Origin of the sequence: Marinobacter sp. ST-43 (assembly GCF_030541085.1) — a bacterium.
In the GTDB taxonomy this organism is placed as follows: domain Bacteria; phylum Pseudomonadota; class Gammaproteobacteria; order Pseudomonadales; family Oleiphilaceae; genus Marinobacter; species Marinobacter nauticus.
Genome location: NZ_JASSVO010000006.1, coordinates 78,064 through 97,473, shown reverse-complemented (window position 1 = coordinate 97,473; position 19,410 = coordinate 78,064). Strand labels below are relative to the sequence as shown.

The 19,410-nt window shown below is 57.7% G+C and carries 15 protein-coding genes; 8 read left to right on the top strand and 7 right to left on the bottom strand.

Annotated features, from left to right (window positions below):
• The first annotated feature begins 116 nt into the window (after positions 1-116).
• The 3 genes from QPL98_RS10600 (at position 117) to QPL98_RS10590 (ending at position 3,297) form a co-directional block, all read left to right on the top strand.
• Entirely contained in the window at positions 117-1,973 is a 1,857-nt protein-coding gene (locus QPL98_RS10600) for a histidine kinase (RefSeq protein WP_303293221.1), read from the top strand.
• A 28-nt stretch (positions 1,974-2,001) separates the two neighbouring features.
• Entirely contained in the window at positions 2,002-2,661 is a 660-nt protein-coding gene (gene narL, locus QPL98_RS10595; protein ID WP_011786531.1) for a two-component system response regulator NarL, read from the top strand.
• Between the two features lie 90 nt (positions 2,662-2,751).
• Entirely contained in the window at positions 2,752-3,297 is a 546-nt protein-coding gene (locus QPL98_RS10590) for an SCP2 domain-containing protein (protein WP_303293220.1), read from the top strand.
• Here the strand turns inward: QPL98_RS10590 and QPL98_RS10585 are convergent.
• The 5 genes from QPL98_RS10585 to QPL98_RS10565 all read right to left on the bottom strand — a co-directional run bounded on the left by QPL98_RS10585 (position 3,272) and on the right by QPL98_RS10565 (position 9,125).
• Positions 3,272-5,260 carry a bifunctional diguanylate cyclase/phosphodiesterase gene (locus QPL98_RS10585; protein WP_199452482.1) on the bottom strand — a complete coding sequence of 663 codons (1,989 nt, stop codon included), beginning with the start codon at positions 5,258-5,260 and terminating at the stop codon, positions 3,272-3,274. The two genes, QPL98_RS10590 and QPL98_RS10585, sit on opposite strands and share 26 nt — an antisense overlap.
• An 88-nt stretch (positions 5,261-5,348) precedes the next feature.
• The gene (locus QPL98_RS10580) at positions 5,349-5,711 is read right to left on the bottom strand and encodes a DUF488 domain-containing protein (RefSeq protein WP_011786534.1); all 363 of its coding nucleotides are present in this window, start codon (positions 5,709-5,711) and stop codon (positions 5,349-5,351) included.
• 83 nt (positions 5,712-5,794) lie between these two features.
• Complete coding sequence (locus QPL98_RS10575) at positions 5,795-7,126, bottom strand: ferric reductase-like transmembrane domain-containing protein (protein ID WP_303293219.1); 1,332 nt, start codon at positions 7,124-7,126, stop codon at positions 5,795-5,797.
• 90 nt (positions 7,127-7,216) lie between these two features.
• On the bottom strand, positions 7,217-8,116 hold the full coding sequence (locus tag QPL98_RS10570) for a U32 family peptidase (RefSeq protein ID WP_023012250.1): 900 nt from the start codon (positions 8,114-8,116) through the stop codon (positions 7,217-7,219).
• 13 nt (positions 8,117-8,129) lie between these two features.
• Entirely contained in the window at positions 8,130-9,125 is a 996-nt protein-coding gene (locus tag QPL98_RS10565) for a peptidase U32 family protein (RefSeq protein WP_303293218.1), read from the bottom strand.
• A 283-nt stretch (positions 9,126-9,408) separates the two neighbouring features.
• Between QPL98_RS10565 and QPL98_RS10560 the strand changes: the two genes are divergently transcribed.
• Positions 9,409-11,427: a methyl-accepting chemotaxis protein gene (locus QPL98_RS10560; protein WP_011786541.1), complete on the top strand. Its 2,019-nt coding sequence runs from the start codon at positions 9,409-9,411 to the stop codon at positions 11,425-11,427.
• A gap of 77 nt (positions 11,428-11,504) precedes the next feature.
• Here the strand turns inward: QPL98_RS10560 and hemN are convergent, their stop codons facing one another.
• Positions 11,505-12,914 (bottom strand): oxygen-independent coproporphyrinogen III oxidase, encoded by a 1,410-nt coding sequence (gene hemN, locus QPL98_RS10555; RefSeq protein ID WP_303293217.1) that lies wholly within the window; start codon positions 12,912-12,914, stop codon positions 11,505-11,507.
• A 177-nt stretch (positions 12,915-13,091) separates the two neighbouring features.
• Here hemN and QPL98_RS10550 point away from each other — a divergent pair, with 177 nt between their 5' ends.
• Together QPL98_RS10550 and QPL98_RS10545 are read left to right on the top strand one after the other, a co-directional pair.
• Positions 13,092-14,624, top strand: a complete 1,533-nt coding sequence (locus QPL98_RS10550; protein ID WP_303293216.1) for a cryptochrome/photolyase family protein — start codon at positions 13,092-13,094, stop codon at positions 14,622-14,624.
• Between the two features lie 77 nt (positions 14,625-14,701).
• On the top strand, positions 14,702-15,970 hold the full coding sequence (locus QPL98_RS10545) for a hypothetical protein (protein WP_303293215.1): 1,269 nt from the start codon (positions 14,702-14,704) through the stop codon (positions 15,968-15,970).
• Positions 15,971-15,986: 16 nt separating this feature from the next.
• Here the strand turns inward: QPL98_RS10545 and QPL98_RS10540 are convergent, their stop codons facing one another.
• The gene (locus QPL98_RS10540) at positions 15,987-17,675 is read right to left on the bottom strand and encodes an HAD family hydrolase (protein ID WP_303293214.1); all 1,689 of its coding nucleotides are present in this window, start codon (positions 17,673-17,675) and stop codon (positions 15,987-15,989) included.
• A gap of 68 nt (positions 17,676-17,743) precedes the next feature.
• Between QPL98_RS10540 and QPL98_RS10535 the strand changes: the two genes are divergently transcribed.
• A complete protein-coding gene (locus QPL98_RS10535; protein ID WP_011786546.1) occupies positions 17,744-17,884 on the top strand; it encodes a DUF2256 domain-containing protein in 141 nt (46 codons plus the stop codon).
• Positions 17,884-19,401 carry a deoxyribodipyrimidine photo-lyase gene (locus tag QPL98_RS10530; protein WP_011786547.1) on the top strand — a complete coding sequence of 506 codons (1,518 nt, stop codon included), beginning with the start codon at positions 17,884-17,886 and terminating at the stop codon, positions 19,399-19,401. The genes QPL98_RS10535 and QPL98_RS10530 overlap by 1 nt, the downstream gene beginning before the upstream one ends.
• Positions 19,402-19,410 lie beyond the last annotated feature (9 nt).

The following is a 19,410-nucleotide window of genomic DNA, read 5'->3' as shown; positions in this document are numbered from 1 at the left end:
GGGTTATAAACCATTGGGGTAATTGACTATCCTCAAGGAGGTATCACGGCGGCGAGTTTTCCACGATAGTTTTGCTGCCTGTCACTATCCACATTCCTTGAGCCTTGAAGCTATCCATGACCTCCAGAAGCCCGCTAGTAAATCGACTGGCTGTTGTTATCGGCGCCATCGTGCTAACCGCCATTGTCAGCATGGCCACTACTCTGGCTGTCTCCAACAGCATTGAGGGCAATGCTACTGCTATCAACCTTGCCGGTTCTCTACGAATGGGAGCCTTTCAACTGGCGGCAAGATCGGCCACGGACGATCCCCAGGACAGCACTGGCATCCTTAATCAACGTATTGAAGCGTACGAGGACAGGCTCAGGGATCCCGCCATCATCCGTTCCATCCCCCGAACAGATGACCACCCACTTGCGGAGCAATATAAAACCGTGGAATACAGCTGGGCCAATCACCTCAGGCCGTCACTGGAAAGCCACCAAACCGGCGCCCCCCTATCCGCCGAGATGATCGCGGCGGTGGAGGAATACACGGGAGAAGTAGATCGACTGGTCTCCATGCTGGAGCAACGCACCGAAGCCCGAATCGATCTGCTGCACCTTATCCAGATCATCAGTATGGTGTTCTCGGTATTGATTGTTCTCGCTCTGTTTCTGGACCTCAAGAACCGGATTCTCCGGCCACTGCGAAAACTGGTGGGCATCGCCACTGCCGTGGGCGAACAGGATTTCAGCCACAAAGCCAACCTCAAAGGTTCCGATGAGCTGGCACAACTGGGCCAGGCCTTTGACCAGATGACCAGTGAACTGGCGCTGACCTACTACGAGCTTGAAAGCCGGGCCCGGCAAAAAACCGAAGAACTTGAAATCAGCCACGCGGCTCTGCAGGTAATGCACTCCGCCAGCCGAGGGCTGTTCGCCAATCATGATCTGTGCAGTGGCGCCATTCCGATGCTGCAGGATCTGGAGCAACTGCTGGGCATCGGTCCCATCCGCCTGTTCCTGCATGACAAGGAATCGGCAGAACCGGTGGAGGCCATTACCACCGCCACACCCAAACGCCCCTTCTACTGCCGGGATCACCATTGCAACGCCTGTCTGGTAACCCCCGAGGTCTATGATGAGATGCCGCTGGAAAACAATGACGGCCGGCGGCTGTTGCTGCCCATCCGCACTCCCGGGCAGTTGTTGGGCACACTGGAGGTCTGGTATCCGGCTGAAAAAGGATTACCGGAGACCTCGCGCCGCCTGCTGGAAACCCTGACCGACCAGTTGGCAACTGCCATTTTCCTGGAAAAACAGATCACCGAAGAACAACAGCTGACGCTGGCAGAAGAGCGCACGGTGATTGCCCGGGAGCTACACGATTCCCTGGCACAATCGCTCTCGTACCTGAAAATGCAGGTGACCCGTCTGCGCCGGCTGAACATTGATGGCGAGCAGAAGCCCATACACGACGACATCCTGGATGAACTGAGCACTGGCCTGAACAGCGCCTACCGCCAGCTGCGGGAACTGCTGGCCACCTTCCGGCTGAAACTGGATACGCCGGATCTGGCGACTGCCCTGCGCAAAACCATCGACGAATTCTCAGAGCGCCTCGGTAAACCGGTAGCGTTTGAATACAACCTGCCGCCCCAGACGCTGTCGCCCAATGAGGAAATCCACACCCTGCAGATCATTCGTGAAGGGCTGGCCAATGCCGTCAAACACGCCGATGCCACTGACATAGCGGTCAAAGTGGTGTTCGATTCACCGCAGGTGCGGGCCAGCATACAGGACAATGGTAAAGGCCTGCCCGGCGGCGACCAACCCGTGAACCACTATGGCCTGATTATTATGCAGGACCGTGCCCGCACACTCGGCGGCAAGGTTAATGTGCGAAACAGGGATGAAGGCGGCGTGGAAGTCGCGCTAACATTCGTACCCAAGAGCCGCAACCTGATTCCAACGGAAACTACGCCGGCCTGAGCCGAGCGCAGGACAAAAGAGAGAAACAATGTCTGAGACACCCGCAAGCATTCTGTTGATCGACGACCACCCGCTGCTGCGCCAGGGCATCAAGCAGCTGATCGGCATGGAAGACGACATGGAAGTGATTGGCGAAGCCAGCAATGCAGCCGATGGCATCCGCCTGGCCACCGAGCTGGAGCCAGACCTGATCCTGATGGACCTGAACATGCCGGAAATGGACGGCATCGAAGCCCTGAGAAAGCTCAGGGAACAGAATGTCAGCTCGCGCATCGTTATGTTTACTGTCTCAGACCAGGAAGACGATGTGGTTGCGGCATTGCGGGCGGGCGCCGACGGCTACCTGCTCAAGGACATGGAGCCCGAGGACATGATCGCCCAGTTGCACCAGGCGGCGGTGGGCAAGATGGTGATCAGTGACCGCCTCACGACCCTGCTGGCCGAAGCCCTGCGTTCCAACAAACCGCAGCAGACCAGCCGTCCCGACTTCGACAGCCTGACGCCGCGGGAGAAAGACATCCTCCGCCTGATTGCCGAAGGCCTGTCCAACAAGATGATCGGGCGTAAACTCGACATCAGTGACGGCACTGTCAAGGTCCACGTCAAGCACCTGCTGAAAAAGCTGAACCTGCGTTCCCGGGTGGAAGTGGCCGTCTGGGCGGTCGAGGAAGGCTTGCACAAGGGCTGACTGTACATTCCCCTGAGTTATATCAAATCCGTTTATTGCGGTTTGAGGTAGGCTCTCCCTGTCTGTTTCATGATTTCAGGAGAGCCTGCCATGCTGCCTACCCTGCCCAGTTTCGGCAAATTGCCCACACCACCCGGGTTCGCGCAGCTGCAACGCCTGAGCAGCCAACTCCAGCACAACCCCCTTGCGGGCCAGACCCTAGCCGTCATCCAGGAGTATGGCCCTTCACCGGTGTCACTCCTGAACGGCATTGATCAGCGAATGCCCGTCGCCCTGAAACAACTGGCAGCGGAAGCGCCCCTCAACCGGCTTTTCTCGGACGCCATTGCAGAAGGTGAATTCGACGATTTCGAGGGCCGTCGAATCCGCCTCGAAATCAATGGCGGCCAGCCAGGCATTACCCTCGGTTATTGGGCCGGGCGCCTGCGGGTGCTGAACGGTCCTGGTGAAGCCACTATCCGGGGGTCCGTTGGTGCATTCCGTACATTGGCGGAACGAAAGCAAGACCCCGATCAGTTGTTCTTCCAGCGCCGGCTGGTTATCGAGGGGGATACTGAACTGGGGCTGGCCCTGAAAAACCTGCTCGACAGCCTGGACTGGCATCTGCGGCTCAGGGATTTTCTGAAACCCTGGTAAGCGCCCATTCCGGGAACGTTCTCCAACGGTTAATCCAGGCAGGGATCAGGGGCGCTTCAATGGGCGGAGACATGGCAAATCCCTGAGCGCATTCGCACCCGAGGCTCAGCAGAATCTCACCTTGCCTGACACTTTCCACGCCCTCCGCAACCACCTGCTTCCCGAAAACCCGCGACAGACCGATCACCCCCTGAAGAATTGACAGGTTTTCACTGTCATCCTCAATGCCGGATACAAACTCCCGATCGATTTTCAGAGTATCGACAGGAAGGCGCTTGAGATAAGACAACGATGAGTAGCCAGTACCAAAGTCATCCAGGGAGAAGGTCACCCCAAGCTCACGGCAATCCGCAATGGTCTGTACGGCTTTGTCCAAATCCCCAAGTGCAGCGGTTTCCAGGATTTCCAGATCTAGCCTGACAGGGTCAACCCCCGGAAAGCCAGACAGGATTTTTTGCAGGTGCCCGGCAAAGTGATCAGACTGAAGATGGTTAGCGGCGATGTTAACGCTGACATTGACCCTGACACCCTCTTGCTCCCAGCGCTGTATCTGCAGCAGCGAGTTTCTCAACACCCATTCACCAACCTGAATATTCAGCGTGTGATGCTCAATCGCCGGCAGGAAGTAACTCGGAGGGAGCAGCCCTTCCCGGGGATGTTGCCACCGGATCAGCGCTTCAACGCCCAAAACCTCTCCAGTCCGGAGATTAACCTTGGGTTGAAAATAAAGCCGGAACTCATCCTGGTTGAGCCCCCTGCGGATGTCCTCCAGTAACAACTGACGGGCTCGATACTGGCTCCGCTCGCCGGCATCAAGATACAGCCAGCCACTGCGCATCTCGTGTTTTGCCCGATACAGGGTATTATCCGCCTGCCTCAGCAAGCTGTCTGCGTCCTCAACGGCGCCATCCGGAAACAGGACAACACCAGCCGTAAACCCCGCAGAAACCTCAACACCGTCGAGTTCAAAAGGCTGACTGGCCGTCAAACGCAGAGCTTCCAGCCGCGACTCGGCTTGGCTGGCATCCGGCAGCAACAATGCAAACTCATCACCACCTGTTCGCGCCAGGCAGGCATCCGCCGGGATCGCATCCAGCCACCGCCGGGACAGCAAGCCGAGCATTCGGTCTGCCGCATCTTCTCCCAGACAGTCGTTGAGATCCTTGAAATTATCAAGATCAATAGACACCAGGGCTGCCGAGTTCTCAGCTCTCACTTCATCTGCAAGGTATTCACGAACTCGTCGGACGATGCCGTTTCGGTTCCAGAGGCCGGTCAAGGCATCGGTATAAGCGAGCGTTTCCAGATGGTGCTGATATTCTCGGGCTTGTTCTTCCAGGGCCTGATTCAGCCTTTCATGCTGTATTCGGGACAGCTCGTCTTCGGCCCTCAAGCGGGCCATTTTCTCCCGCATTAACTGAATCGTGCTTGATGAAAGCTTTCCGTAAATTTCCAGCAGCGCGTTGACCAGCACCGAGGCGGAACCGCTCAGCTCTGCATCGACCCGGTTTTTTGCCTCACTGACTTCCAGGCCTTGCTGAACCAACTCAACCGTCAGAGCCATTCGGCGATCTGATTCGAGGATATGGAAGGCTAACCAGCGTGTGAGGAAGTCAAACAGTCTGGTTAACACCTCTTCCTGAGGTTCGCGGCTGTTGCGCAGCTCCTCAACCTGCGCAAAAAACATCTGGTGTGACTCGCGGTGGCTTTTCGCCATCGCTGCTTCACTGAGGGTTTTGTTCCAGATCGCTTCCTCGTATTCAAAATGAAACGCCGCGTAGGTGAGCAACTCATCAAGAATCTGATCGGGCGTTAACTCGGAGGTATCCGATGCAAAGTGCCACGCCAGTCGATTCAGGATATTGACCAGCACCTTGTGCTGTTGATCAATATCATCAATGCCGGTCTCGAAATTCCGGTTCCAGGGGAAGATTTCGAAGGCATTCGGCACATTATTGGTCACAGAAGGACTCCCAAAACGGCAACCACCGTCTTGAGCATAGTTCAACTGCCAATAAATGTAGTTGTTTTAAATCAGAGAGCGGGCTGCCTCAGAGCTGGTCGCTCAACGCAAAATCCCGCAACGCCACCGCATTATTATGGTCGGTATCTTTGGCGGCAAATACCAGCGTGACGCGTTTGTGCTCTTTGAGGATCTGCCGGAACAAATCCAGGTCCTCTGCGGCCCCATCAGACTTGAGCTCTTTGAAGTAGCGGTCTCGAAACCCGGGCCATCTGTCCGGGTCATGGCCGAACCACTTCCGCAATTCTGAAGATGGCGCAAGCCCTTTCAGCCAATGGGCAATGTCTGCGTCTTCTTTGGCAACGCCCCTGGGCCAGATGCGATCCACTAGAATACGCGGGCCATCTGAGCGGGCAGCGTGGTCGTAGGCTCGTTTCAGGCGGATGTCCATAGAAACCTCTCAACCGGCTAATGGTGTCCTTGAGCCTAGCCTTCACCCCTTATGAATTCAAAACCCGCCATGACATAACGCATTTACCGCATCTCAAAAAACTCCCGATGCATCCGCCGGGCAGGCAGGCCCCATCTGCGGAATTCGTTGAACAGGGTCCGGGCCATGCCCACCGGGCCGCAGAACCACAGGCTGGCGCCTTGCCAATCCGGCACCGCATCGCGAATTTCCTCCGGTGTCAGTCGGCCTTCGGTACGACTGCATCGAATAACCAGGTTAACGCCCGCTGCTTCGGCATCCGCCCGCAGCTTTGTCAGAGCCTCCTCGCTGACATCGGCAGTGGGGTGGAACAGGTAGATAGTACGATTATCCGGTTTGCTGGCCAGGCGCCCCATCCGGGCAATAAACGGAGTAATGCCGATGCCCGCGCCTACCCAGATCTGAGTGCGGCAATCATCTTCAAAATCAAAACCGCCATAGGGCCCCTCCAGTGTAACCGGCATGCCCTCGCAGATCCGGTGGCTGGCCCGGCGGGTATGGTCCCCCAGTTCCTTGACCACGAATTTCAGACACCGGGTTTCCGGGTTCCAGTCTGAAGCAATGGTATAAGGGTGAGGGCCCTCCGCAGCATCCGACGTAATAAAGGCGAACTGCCCGGGGTTATGGACGGACCAGCCCTGCTCGACCCTTACCAGAAACTCGAAAACTCTCAGCTCCGGATATCGGGTTACCGAAACCACCTCCCCCGGCACCTTCCGGACCTTGCCCGGCCAGCCAAGCAGCAGTAAAACCGCTGCGATACTGCCGGCGACAACAGCGAACTGGGTCAGCCAGCCAATCGGCGCTGCCCAATAATCAAACTTCATCAGGATAAAGCTGTGCCAGGCCAGGGGCAGAAAGACCACCGCCAGCAGTTTGTGTGTTATACGAAACAGGTGATAAGGAAAGGCTTTTACCAATGCCAGCACAATCAATACGGCCGCGGCGTAGAAAGCCCATTCTCCCAGGGTTTCTGCCAGCCCCCGCTGCCCCCTGAACCAGGCTTCCAGGCCGGCGAGTTGCTGTCCGGCCCCTTTGCCGGCCGGCTTCTCCAGCCAGCCCCAGCCCACCATCCACGTGGTGCCCTTGGCCCACCACCAATGCAACGTAGCCAGCACCAGTGAACCAATGCCCAGCCATTTGTGCAGCCGGTACACCTTGTCCAGGCCACCAACCCAACGCTCCAGAGACCGGAGACGCAGTGCCAGTACCAACGCAACCGCCATCATCACTACGGCCAGAATGCCGGAAAACTGCACAAACACAGAGCGGAACGGAAAGTAAGCGAAGGGGGAAACCCACAGGCTGTCGGAAACAAACCACAGGACGCCGACCAAAGCAGTCAGACCCCAGAAAAATAGCGGGACGCGAGCCATAACAATAAACCCCAATGCAGTTTGAGTACCCTAGCAAGCTACTCCTGGTACATCGGCTATCTATTGACCTCAATCAACGCTCAACGGGCTTTACACAGACTTTACGATCAGATCCATTCCCGGCTTGCCGTACCAGTACCCGTTACATGGCGGGGCCTCCACCAGCTGCAGCGGGTCGGCGACCAGCACTTCCCCCCGGCGCACCTGATCAAAGCGTTTGACCACTTGTTCCATCCCTTGATGCTCCGGGCTCAGTCGCACGGTACTGACACCCATACGCTCCATCTCCGGTAGTTCCCTCATCAGGTCGTAGCGCGAGCCGGAGAGCGTGGAAATGCCATTGATCCGGAACAGTTCCTGGCTTTCCCGGGAACGCAGTTCCATGCCATCTGGATGCTCCAGGCAACGGAATTCGCAGTTGTCTTTAGGCAGGTTGTAATGACGGGCAGTGAAACAGCGAGACGACCAGGCCAATGGCAGGAAGCCCCAGGAGAATACCTCGGCGGGCAGATCCAGGCCGTCGGCCTTCAGCTCCCGGATCAGCTGCTCCAGGGTTTCCTTGCCCAGTTCCACCGGCAGGTTCCAGCCCTGCAAGCCCTGCCTGGCGAGGATCTTCAGGGTGGCCACGTTGTAGATGTTCATGGACGGGCCGGTAATAAACGGAATCTTGTTGCGGATCGCCACCTGCAGGGCACTCTGGTCGTTGGCCTCCACCAGAAACTCATCCTGTTCGCAAAACCGACGAAGTCGCCGCAAATCCGCTTCGGATTCGATCAGCGTCAATGTGGAAAGCACCACGTTCTTGCCACAAGCCTTCAGATCCCGGGCCAGGTCCAGCCAGTCATCGGGCTTCAGTTCGCGTCGGCGGGAGCACACCACTTCGCCAAGATAGATGGTATCTACTGGCCACTCCGCAGCGTTAGCATAGAAATCGAATACGGACTGCTTGGTCCAGAACCACAGAATCGGGCCAAGGGAGAGTTTCATCATAGCGGGCAAAACCTTATTTCCACTTGCGATGGTAGGCCCCGATGGTGGTCAGGCCACCTTCGGAAAGACCGGCGAGGGTGCTGTTCCAGGCACTGTCCACAGCGAAGTTGTCCGGAGTGGCCCGAACCCGGTCCAGGGCCTGGCGCCAGGTTCGGGCAACATCCGCAATGTAGGCCGGGCTGCGCTGGCGGCCCTCGATTTTTACTGCGCTGATACCCAGCCCCTTCAATTCCGGCAGAAGATCCAAGGTATTCAGACTTACCGGCTCTTCGATGGCATGGTACACGCTGCCCTCCACTTCAAACCGGCCCTTGCACAGGGTTGGGTAACCGGCGGATTCACCGGGGCCATAGCGATCAATGAGCACTTCATTCAGGCGGGATTCCAGCCCCTGAGAGGTTTCCTGCCAACGCACCGCCTTGGCCGGTGAACAGGCACCCCGGGTGTTGGGGGATTCATCCGTGAGGTAAGAAGACAGGTAGCAGCGACCCTCCGCCATAATGCACAGGCTGCCGAAGGCAAAAACTTCCAGCTCCACTGGGCTATGCTTGGCCACACCCCGAACCTGATCCAGAGACAGCACACGCGGCAGCACTGCCCGGCGGATATCGAAGTTGTCCTTGTAGAACGACAGGGCCTCATGGCTGGTGGCAGAACCCTGAACCGACAAATGCCGGGGGATATCCGGGTGCCTGTTTGCAGCGTAATCCAACAGCCCCATATCGGCCAGGATAATGGCATCCACCCCGAGACCTGCAGCACGATCCACCGCGGCTTTCCAGTGTTCCCAGCCATCCGGTTGCGGATAGGTATTGATGGCACAGAACACACGACTACCTTTTGAATGAGCGTACTCAATGCCCTCGGCTGCACGTTTGTCGTTAAAATTCAGGCCAGCAAACTGGCGGGCGTTGGTACTGTCCCGGAAGCCGAAATAGACCGCATCGGCTCCATTGTCCACGGCGGTTTTAAGGGCGGGAAGGCTACCAGCCGGGCATACAAGTTCCATGGTTTTCTCCGCTGAGCACGTTGCCGTGCACCTTACCGGTCAGCGACTTAGCCCACCTTGACCTTTGTCAGCGGATTGACCGAAACCGGTCAAATACCCCTTTGGCAGTACTCTACGTATTAACCCCTACCTGAACCAAAACTTCCTGAAACTCATTGCTTTAACTTTTTATTACAAGCACTTACATGTGGAAATCTACCCCCTCAGCTACCCCAAGGCGTCAATGGTCTGAACTGCTACACTTGTCCACAATGGACGCCATTCTCAATGACGAGGCCCTCCCATGACTTTTATCAACAACCTCTCCATGCGAGGCAAGCTGATTACTTTGGTTCTGCCTGCGCTGCTGGTCATTGTATTTTTCGCGGTCCAGAGCATCTCCCGTAATATGGATGACCTGGACAACATGCAACAGCTCAATACCTTGGTTCGGCTGGCTGAGCTTGGGGATCCGCTGGTTGAGGAGTTGCAGAAAGAACGGGGCCGTTCGGCCGTGTTTATTTCCAGCGCCCCGGATTCTGACGGCGAACGCGAGGCAACCCGCAATCTTCAATCCCAGAGACAAAATACCGACAGGAACCTGAGCGCCTACCAGAACGGAATCGAGGCACTGGCTGAAGAAGCCCGTTTTGACAGCAGCATTCAGGCAAGCGTCGACAAATTCCAGCGGGACATTGGCAATCTAACCAGTCTGCGCAGGGATATTGATAACCGGGTGTTGGCTGGTGCCGAATCCGGCGCCCGCTACACCAGCCTGATCATGGAAATCGTTAACCGTATTCCGTTGCTGGTGCGCCGGGCATCTGAGCCCGAGCTTGCCCGGCAGATCAATGCCTACCTTGCCCTTGCCGAAGCTGCCGAAATGGCAGGCCGTGAACGGGCTGCAGGGGCGTCACTGGTGCGCAGCGGCAACTTCGCCCTGCCTGCAGTTGGGCAAATAGCGGCCCTGTCAGGGCGTCAGCAAGCGTATTTCCAGACCGCAATCGCCATGCTGAGTGCAAATTCGGATATCCGTGGTCGGATTGAGTCATTTCCCGAAACCGCCGAGCACCGAAAAATGCTGGATCAGCGAGATATGCTTCTGAGCAGCCCTTCCGGTATGTACGGCCTGGAAGCCAGTGACTGGTTTTCAGCCTCTACCAACCGCATCCAGGCCATTAATGGCATCCGCACTGATATGCTCTCACAGGTTAAAGCACTGGGCACCGCTGGCGTGAATGCCGCCAGAAGCAATCTGATCTGGGCATCGGCCATTGCCGCGACGTCAATCGTTCTGGTGGTTCTGTTAATGACCGTGATTATTCGAGCCATTCATCAGCAGGTGAATCAGCTGCTGGAAGGTGTTCAAAACGCCATGGACAACAAGGACCTGTCGCAGGCGATTCCGGTCTCCAGCAAGGACGAGACGGGCACCATAGCCGAAGCAATCAATGAACTGTTTGGCCGTTTTAGCGAGGCTTTGCTGCAAATCGACAAGGCAAGCGTACAGCTGGCCACAGCCACCGAGGAAACCAGCTCAACCGCGGGCCAGAATTCCTCACAGATCAAGAACCAGCAACAACAGATTGAGCAGGTGGCCGCTGCCACCGAAGAAATGTCGGCAACCTCAGAGGAGATTTCTCACAACACCCAGCAGGTGGCGGACGCCTCCAGCCGGGCTATGGAGAAAAGCCAGACCGGCGAGAAGGTGCTGCACACCAGTGTCTCCCAGATCCGGGAACTGGCGAAATCAGTACAGGACGTCAACCAGGTTATCGAAGAACTGGAACAACGCAGCACGACCATCAGCGATGTGGTTGATGTTATCCGGAAAGTGGCCGACCAGACCAATCTGCTGGCGTTGAATGCAGCGATCGAAGCCGCCCGGGCGGGCGAGCACGGACGAGGATTTGCGGTAGTGGCGGATGAGGTTCGCACACTGGCGCAGCAAACCCATGAATCCACCACTCAGATCGAAGATATCATCAACGGCTTCAAGACCATCACCGATAACGCCAGCCGTTCAATTGTCACCAGCCACAAACTGGCCGACCAGACCAGCGCGCAAGCCTCGGAGATGGAACAGACCTTTGCTGACATTCTGATGGACGTGAACAGCATTTCCGATATGGCGACCCAGATTGCCACTGCGTCGGAACAGCAGGTTGCCGTCACGCGCGAACTGGCGGGTAATATGGAATCTGTAAGCGAAGCTGCCCTCCTGACCCTGACCGGCTCCCAGGAAATCACCGAGGTCACCCAGGAACAGGCGCGGCTGGCCCGCCAGTTACAGGACCTGGCCAATGAGTTCAAAGTGGCCTGATCAGAAAACCCTCACACGACAACGCAAGAGGGCTGCCATGTGGCAGCCCTCTTGCGTTTGTGCTCATTGTTCTCCAGTCAGATAATCCTGGAGAACCGCTGGCTTGCCCCTTCCTTGCGGTACAGATCGAAGATCTGGCAAATGGCCCGGATCAGCAGCCGTCCGGCAGGCTGAACCTGCAGCAAAGAACCGCAATCCGCAATCAGCTCGTCCTGGATCATCGGCTTCAGGCGGTTCATTTCATCCGCGAAATAGCGGTCAAAATCTTCATTCCACTGTTCGGCAAACTGCTTGCGGTCCAGTCGGAACTGGCAGATCAGCTGCCCGATCACCCAGCGGCGGATACGGTCGTCGCGGGTCAGGCCCACGCCACGAATAATCGCCAGTTGGCCAGCATCGATGGACGCCTCCCAGGACGGCAGGTCGTGGTTGTTCTGGAAGTAGGCATCGTCGGTCTGGCCGATGGCGGAGACACCCAGGGACACCAGGTCACAATCCGAGTGAGTAGTGTACCCCTGGAAGTTCCGATGCAGGCGGCCTTCGCGCTGGGCCACCGCCAGGCTGTCGTCCGGCTTGGCGAAGTGGTCCATGCCGATGTATTCGTAGCCAGCTTCCAGCAAACGATTGATGGTGTTGTGCAGGATGGTCAGTTTCTGCTGCGGACTGGGCAGAGTATCGGCCTGAATCCGTGTTTGCGGATAGAAACGGTCCGGCAGATGCGCGTAACTGAACACCGAAAGCCGGTCCGGCGACATCTCGATCACCGATTCCAGGGTTTCGGCAAAGCTTTCCGGAGTCTGGTACGGCAGGCCGTAGATCAGATCCAGGTTGATGGAGCGGAAGCCGATGCGGCGCGCTTCGTTCAATACCGACTCAGTCATGTCCCGGGGCTGGATACGGTTCACCGCCTTCTGCACTTCCGGATTCACATCCTGTACACCCAGGCTGATACGGTTGAAACCCAGCTCCCACAGGGTAGCCAAGGTATCTTCGTCCACTTCCCGGGGATCGATTTCCACACTGTAGTCCCGATCGTCGCCGGACTGCAGGTTAAACAACTCACCGTAACCGGCCATCAGGTGCTGCATCACATCCCGGGGCAGGAAGGTGGGCGTGCCACCGCCCCAGTGCAGCTGCTTGACCGGACGGTCGGCACCGAACAGTTTCGACTGGATGGCCGCTTCTTTCAGCACCCGCTCCACATAGGGCATGGCCTTATCGCGCTTTTTGGTGATCACCTTGTTGCAGGCGCAGTAGTAGCACAGGTGCGCACAGAACGGCAGATGGGTATACAGCGAGATGGGCCCGCCAGCGGCCTTGCTGCGGCCAGCCGCCTTGACCATGTCTTCAATGGAATAGTTCTGGGTGAACTCCACTGCCGTCGGGTACGACGTATAGCGGGGGCCACTCAGATCATATCGGCGGATGAGCGCCTCATCCCAGATGAAAGCGGGCAGGTTATTTGCTGCAGCGGTATCAGAAGCCATAGTAAAACTCTAACGTCGAATAGGATCGGCATGCCGGAAAGCGCGCATTATGCCTGACCGGCGGCTGTCACGATTTGATGCGAATCAGCTGAGTGTATCAGCATACCCAATGAACCACCCTTGCGCCCATGGCGTATTCTGCCTACCTCTAAAGGATAAACTCAGCCGGAGCCCGCCATGGCCAATCTCATCCTGATCCTGGGCGACCAGCTCAGCCACTACCTCTCTGCCCTTGCGGGCGCAGACAAAGAAAACGACCTGGTCGTGATGGCCGAGGTCCACAGTGAAGCCAGCTACACCAACCATCACAAAAAGAAGCTGGTGTTCATTTTCAGCGCCATGCGGCACTTTGCCCGGGAGCTGGAGGAGGATGGCTGGCGGGTGCACTATCAGCGCTACCACCCGGACAATCCGGCACAATCTATTGAACAGGTAATAGCGGAGCTGGTACGGGAGTGCCAACCGGAGCGAGTCATTACTACTGAATGTGGTGAGTGGCGTTTACACGAACAGATCAGCCGCTGGCACAAATCACTGGGCATCCCCGTGGAAATCCAGCCAGATACCCGCTTCGTCTGCAAGGTTGACGAGTTTGCCCGCTGGGCCGACGGCAAAAAGCAGCTACGCATGGAGTTCTTTTATCGGGAAATGCGCAAAAAAACCGGTTTGCTGATGACACCCGAAGGCCAGCCCGAAGGTGGCCACTGGAACTTCGACGCCGACAACCGCAAGAAGTGGACTGGCAAGCCACCCGCCCCGGCCCCGTTCCGTGAAGAACCGGATGCTATCACCACCGAAGTGATCAAGCTGGTAAACGAATTCTTTTCAGAACATTTCGGTACCACGGAAGATTTCCACTACGCCGTCACTGCCAAACAGGCCCGGCAGGCGCTTGCCCATTTTATCGACTTTGCCCTGCCTTGCTTCGGCGACTACCAGGATGCCATGTCAGACAACGAAGACTGGCTGTTCCACTCCATTCTGTCTCCCTATCTGAACACCGGGCTGTTGGTGCCGATAGAGGTTTGCGGGGAGGCCGTTCGGGCCTGGCACGCCGGCCGGGCGCCGCTGAATGCGGTGGAAGGCTTTGTCCGCCAGGTCATCGGCTGGCGGGAATTCGTGCGCGGCATCTACTGGCTGCTGATGCCCGATTACGCCCGGGAAAACCGCCTGTGCAATACCCGGGATCTGCCCTGGTTCTACTGGACCGGCGATACAAAGATGCGCTGCATGCACAAGGCCATCGACGTCACGGCCCGCAACGCCTATGCCCACCACATCCAGCGGCTGATGGTGACTGGCAACTTTGCCCTGCTGGCCGGGGTGAAACCGGAAGCCATCTGTGACTGGTACCTGGCAGTGTATATCGACGCGTTCGACTGGGTGGAACTGCCCAACACCCTGGGCATGGTGATGCACGCCGATGGCGGCTACCTGGGCTCCAAGCCCTACGCCGCCAGCGGCAAATACATCCAGCGCATGTCTGACCACTGCCAGAATTGCCACTACCGGGTGCAGGACGCTACCGGCGACCGCGCCTGCCCGTTCAACAGCCTGTACTGGCACTTTATTGACCGGCACCGGGAGGATTTCGCCAACAATCCCCGAATGGCCATGATGTACCGCAACTGGGACAAACAGAAGCCAGAGCGGCGAGAAGCCTTGCTGGCCAGGGCAGATTGGGTGCTGGCCAATATTGAAGCGCTGTAACCCGACTACTCCGAATGCAGTACAGAAAACCAGGATTATGACTGCTATGCTCTCGCCATTGCCAGGAACCTGAACGCTTGAGTACGCAGATGGATGCCCGCACCCTGATTATCGGATTATGCCTTGTTCTGGCCTCGGTGACCGTGAGGGCAGATCATCATCTGCTCAGCCTTTACACTTTCCTGGCACCGCCATACCAATATGCGGAACCCCAGATCCCGGTGGTTACCGGTGAAACCACTGAAACCATCCGCTGCGCCCTTAACAAGGCCGGACTCCAGGCCAGAATAAGCCTTATGCCCCAAAGCCGGGCACGTTACTCGCTGGAACGCAATCTGGTAGACGGCTACTTTGCCGTCGGGCCATCCGAGGAACTGGACCAATCCGCCGTTCGGTCGCACCCGGTCGCCCTGGAGAAGTGGCACTGGTTCTTTACCGCCGAAACCAAACCGGATCCCGGCAAGGCAAGAATTGGTGTGGTCGGTGGCAGCAATGAAGCCATCTGGCTGGGAGAAAGTGGCCTGAAGCCGTTTATCACGGTCACCGGGGCTGAGCAGCTTCCGGCACTGCTGGTACGAAAGCGGATTGATCTCGCACTGATGGACCACCGTGCCATGAAATACCTGCAAGACCAGAAATCCGGGGTAGATTGGTCACTGAATTCCGAATTTGTTCGGTATGCACCCTTGCACCTGTATGTGAATCCTCGCTTTGCGGAAGGCCACCCTCGCTTCCTGTCCGGATTTAACGAACATCTTGCCGGCTGCGCCATGCCAAGCATGCAACTGTCCGAACAGGAAGCAACAAAAGTTCAGGGGCTGGCGCAAGCGCTGATGGCGGATCTCTCCGGCATCATCAATCTGACCAATGCCATCTACCAGGGGCCGACCTACGACAACCTGACCGATATCCTGACCAAGGACACGCTCTGGCAAGCGCTGGCACCCCACCATCCGACACCGCTGGCTGGCGAAATACTTGAACTGCCGGCTTCCCGGGCAATGACAGCCTGGCAGGCCAGGCACGCACCACTCGTTACCGAGGTCCTGCTGACCGACAAAACCGGGGCGCTGGTCGCCATGAGCCGCCTGTCCTCAGACTACTGGCAGGGCGACGAGCCCAAGGTTCAGGAAATCGCCCTTGAAACCGACCGAGGCGTTGAGAGAAAGCGCGACATGTGGATTTCGCCGATTCGCTACGATGCCTCCACCGCCCGTTTCCAGGTGATGGTCAGCTTTCCGGTGCCGCTGAATAAACCCAACAACGGACTCGAAGGCGTGCTCGTACTCGGGCTCGACATCGAACACGCTCTTCACAATCCCCCCGCCCCCGGCTCGGCAGAATAACCAACATCTTCCAGAGTCAGGGCGGCCCGACTTCGCAGGCCAGCACCAGGGCCCAGAACTCAGAGAAATCGTTAACCACTACATCCGGTTTGTCCGGGTGTTTGTGAGTACCGGGAAAAATCCGGTTCAGCCACGGCAAATCCCACTGGGCGCCGTTGAAGAACACCGCGGTCATACCGGCCCGTTTGGCCGCAATGATGTCAGTGGTAGAGTCGCCCACGTACCACACACTGGGGTCCGGTGGGTAATCCAGCTTCTGCACTGCCAGCAGCAATTGATCCGGGTGGGGTTTGCGCAGCGGGGTATCATCACCACACACGTTAACGTCAAACAGGTGTGTCCAGCCGGTATCTTCGACCGCCGCCAGTTCGTGCTCGAAAAACTCCCGGTCGCGGTTGGTTATCACGCCCACCTGGATACCCAGCTTGCGCAGCCCTTCCAGCATTTCCCGAACCCTGGGTTCAAAGGCTTTCACGGTGCCATAGTGATTCCGGTAGTGATGATTGAATGCTTTGTGGGCAATCTGCTTGGCGTCCTGATCCTCACCGAACAGCACTTCAAAAATATCGGTGCGGGAGATTTTACGATCAGCCTTTACCTTGGGGTGCAGTTTGGCGAACTCCCGCACGTAAGCCACCAGGCGGGCATCTTCCGGGGTTTTGCTGTCTTCCGGCGCCACCATCCGGTCCATCAACCCCAGCTTGTGGAAATCCGGCAGCATGTCATCCACCGCGTGGTACATGGCATCAAGGGTATCCACCAGGGTAGCGTGCCAGTCGAACAGGATCACCGCCGGGCGAATCAGTTTCACCACCGCCGGGTGCCAGTCAGGCTCGATGCGGGGCTCCGGCCGCTCTGGCGTCGGGAAAGGTTTCGGGCGCACCTCTGCCGGGCTGGCGACAAACGCTTCGGAATGCTCACGTTCCAGCAGGGCGAGTAAATCCATCAGATCTTCAAAGCTGTCGAGAACAGCGGTCGGGGCGTCTCGCGTGGTGAACCAGCTGCTGATCCGGTCCTGCTCCCAACAGGCACCGTTGTAGAACACTCCAGCCACACCGGCATGGTGGGCGGTAAGCATGTCCACATAACTGTCCCCGATATACCAGGCGTGTTCATCCGTTTGGATCGACAGCTTTTCAAGCGCTTTGAGGATAACCTCCGGATCCGGCTTGTATTCAGTGACGTCATCAGCACACACGGTGGCATCGAACAAATGCAGCCAGCGGCCTTCGTCGACAATCTGCAACTCCCTGTCCAGGAACTCCCGGTTGCGGTTGGTGCACACCGCCAGCTTGATGCCCAGGGCTTTCAGGGCCGACAGATACTCATAAGCGCCCGGCTGAAACGGTTTCACCTGGCCGAAGTACTTCCGGTAGGCCTGGTTGTAGGATTTATGGGCGATCAGCTTGGCAGCCTTGTTCTCACCAAAGATGGCGTTGAAAATATCCGTTCGGGAGACCCGGCGCTCAGCCAGAATCCGCGGGTGCAATCGGCGATAGATGCGAATGTAACGCACCAACCGGGCATCGTCTTCGGTGCGGCACTGGTCTTCAGGCAGCAACTGCTCCACGAGGCCCAGCTCTTCCAGTTGCGGTAACATCTCCTCCATGGCGCTGAACATGGCATCATGGGTGTCCACCAGGGTACCGTGCCAGTCGAAGATCAGGACCGAGGGTGGCAGGATGTTGTCGTCGAATCGGGACATGGCAAAACCTCTGGAAGCTCAGTCACGTATATCCACACACCTCTTTCAGTTAAACCCATAAACCGCCCATGCACAAAAAACCGCACTTACCTGAGAAAATCTGCCCGGCCTGCCACCGCCCTTTCACCTGGCGCAAGAAGTGGGCAAAGGACTGGGACCAGGTGAAATACTGCAGTGAGCGTTGCCGGCGCAATCGGGGGCCGCACTGATGGCAGTCGTGGTCTGGTTCAAACGGGATTTACGGGTGGAGGATCACGGCCCACTTTACGCCGCTGTGCAATCGGGGCAGCCGGTGGTGCCCTTGTACGTGGTGGAACCGGAATACTGGCAGCAACCGGACACCTCCCGCCGGCAGTGGCAGTTCGTTGCGGAGTCTCTCGAATCCTTGCGCAAGCAGTTAAAACGCCTGGGCAGTGATCTGCTGATTGCTCACGGGGAGGTCATCAGAACCCTGGATGACCTGAAACAGCAGTACGGCATCACACAGGTGTTCTGCCATCAGGAAACCGGCGGGGACTGGACCTTTCAACGGGATAAAGCGGTGATTGCCTGGTGCCAGAGCCAGCAGATTGAGTTCCGCGAATGGCAGGGCTTTGGTGTCGTTCGGCGACTGGTCAACCGGGACGACTGGGACCAGCACTGGAACCGGATCATCAAAAGCACACGCCTGCCTGCACCCGAAGGGATTCGTTCGCCGGATACCTCCGGCTGGCCGCAGAGCTTACCCGCACCCGCCCAGCTTAACGGTGGCCCGTGCCCGGATCGTCAGGCCGGCGGCAGCGAACGGGCCATTGCCCTGCTGGATTCGTTTCTGGAACGGCGGTGCGTGGGTTATCAGTACAACATGTCCTCACCGCTTACCGCACCTCGCGCCTGCTCACGGCTCAGCCCTCACCTGGCCTGGGGCACCATCAGCCTGCGCGATGTCTATCAGCAGTCAAAAGAGACCGGAGACCACCGCAACACGCTGCCCCGCAAGAAGAAAAGCCTCACCAGCTTTCGCTCAAGGCTGCACTGGCATTGCCACTTTATCCAGAAGCTGGAGGATGAACCGGAACTGGAATTCCGTGCCATGCATCGGGAACTGGAGCACCTGAAAACCGGACCAAACAACAGCGAGCGACTGCATCGCTGGCAGGAGGGCCAGACCGGCTGGCCACTGGTGGATGCCTGCATGCGCAGCCTGGAGCACACCGGTTGGATCAACTTCCGCATGCGGGCCATGCTGATGGCGGTGGCCAGTTATCAGCTATGGCTTCACTGGCGGGACCCGGCACTGCACCTGGCTCGACTGTTTACCGATTTCGAGCCCGGCATTCACTATCCCCAGGCCCAGATGCAATCAGGGCTCACCGGCATCAACGCCCTGCGCATATACAACCCGGTGTTGCAAAGCCAGAAACTGGATCCGGAAGGTGAGTTCATCCGCCGCTGGATACCGGAGCTGGCCGGCGTCCCGGCGGAGATGATCCACACCCCATGGCTGATGACGCCGGCCCAGAAGCAGCGCTTTGGCGGCAATACCTATATTTCACCAGTCTGTGATCATGAGCAGGCAGCACGGGTGGCTCGCAAGGCGGTCGGGGAGTTCAGGAAGCGGCAAGTGAGCCAGACAGAGACGGACCGGGTTCTTAACCGTCATGGCAGTCGGAAGGGGCCGACACAGAACCGGCCCAGGACTGGCAGCCATGACTCTGAACCGGCATCACAGCTCCCTCTTTTTTGATCCCAATGG

What these genes read in the sequence shown, in the direction of transcription:
- QPL98_RS10600 (WP_303293221.1), top strand. Translation starts at nt 117, where the DNA reads ATGACCTCCAGAAGCCCGCTAGTAAATCGACTGGCTGTTGTTATCGGC.
- narL (WP_011786531.1), top strand. Translation starts at nt 2,002, where the DNA reads ATGTCTGAGACACCCGCAAGCATTCTGTTGATCGACGACCACCCGCTG.
- QPL98_RS10590 (WP_303293220.1), top strand. Translation starts at nt 2,752, where the DNA reads ATGCTGCCTACCCTGCCCAGTTTCGGCAAATTGCCCACACCACCCGGG.
- QPL98_RS10580 (WP_011786534.1), bottom strand. Translation starts at nt 5,711, where the DNA reads ATGGACATCCGCCTGAAACGAGCCTACGACCACGCTGCCCGCTCAGAT.
- QPL98_RS10575 (WP_303293219.1), bottom strand. Translation starts at nt 7,126, where the DNA reads ATGGCTCGCGTCCCGCTATTTTTCTGGGGTCTGACTGCTTTGGTCGGC.
- QPL98_RS10570 (WP_023012250.1), bottom strand. Translation starts at nt 8,116, where the DNA reads ATGATGAAACTCTCCCTTGGCCCGATTCTGTGGTTCTGGACCAAGCAG.
- QPL98_RS10565 (WP_303293218.1), bottom strand. Translation starts at nt 9,125, where the DNA reads ATGGAACTTGTATGCCCGGCTGGTAGCCTTCCCGCCCTTAAAACCGCC.
- QPL98_RS10560 (WP_011786541.1), top strand. Translation starts at nt 9,409, where the DNA reads ATGACTTTTATCAACAACCTCTCCATGCGAGGCAAGCTGATTACTTTG.
- hemN (WP_303293217.1), bottom strand. Translation starts at nt 12,914, where the DNA reads ATGGCTTCTGATACCGCTGCAGCAAATAACCTGCCCGCTTTCATCTGG.
- QPL98_RS10550 (WP_303293216.1), top strand. Translation starts at nt 13,092, where the DNA reads ATGGCCAATCTCATCCTGATCCTGGGCGACCAGCTCAGCCACTACCTC.
- QPL98_RS10540 (WP_303293214.1), bottom strand. Translation starts at nt 17,675, where the DNA reads ATGTCCCGATTCGACGACAACATCCTGCCACCCTCGGTCCTGATCTTC.
- QPL98_RS10535 (WP_011786546.1), top strand. Translation starts at nt 17,744, where the DNA reads ATGCACAAAAAACCGCACTTACCTGAGAAAATCTGCCCGGCCTGCCAC.
- QPL98_RS10530 (WP_011786547.1), top strand. Translation starts at nt 17,884, where the DNA reads ATGGCAGTCGTGGTCTGGTTCAAACGGGATTTACGGGTGGAGGATCAC.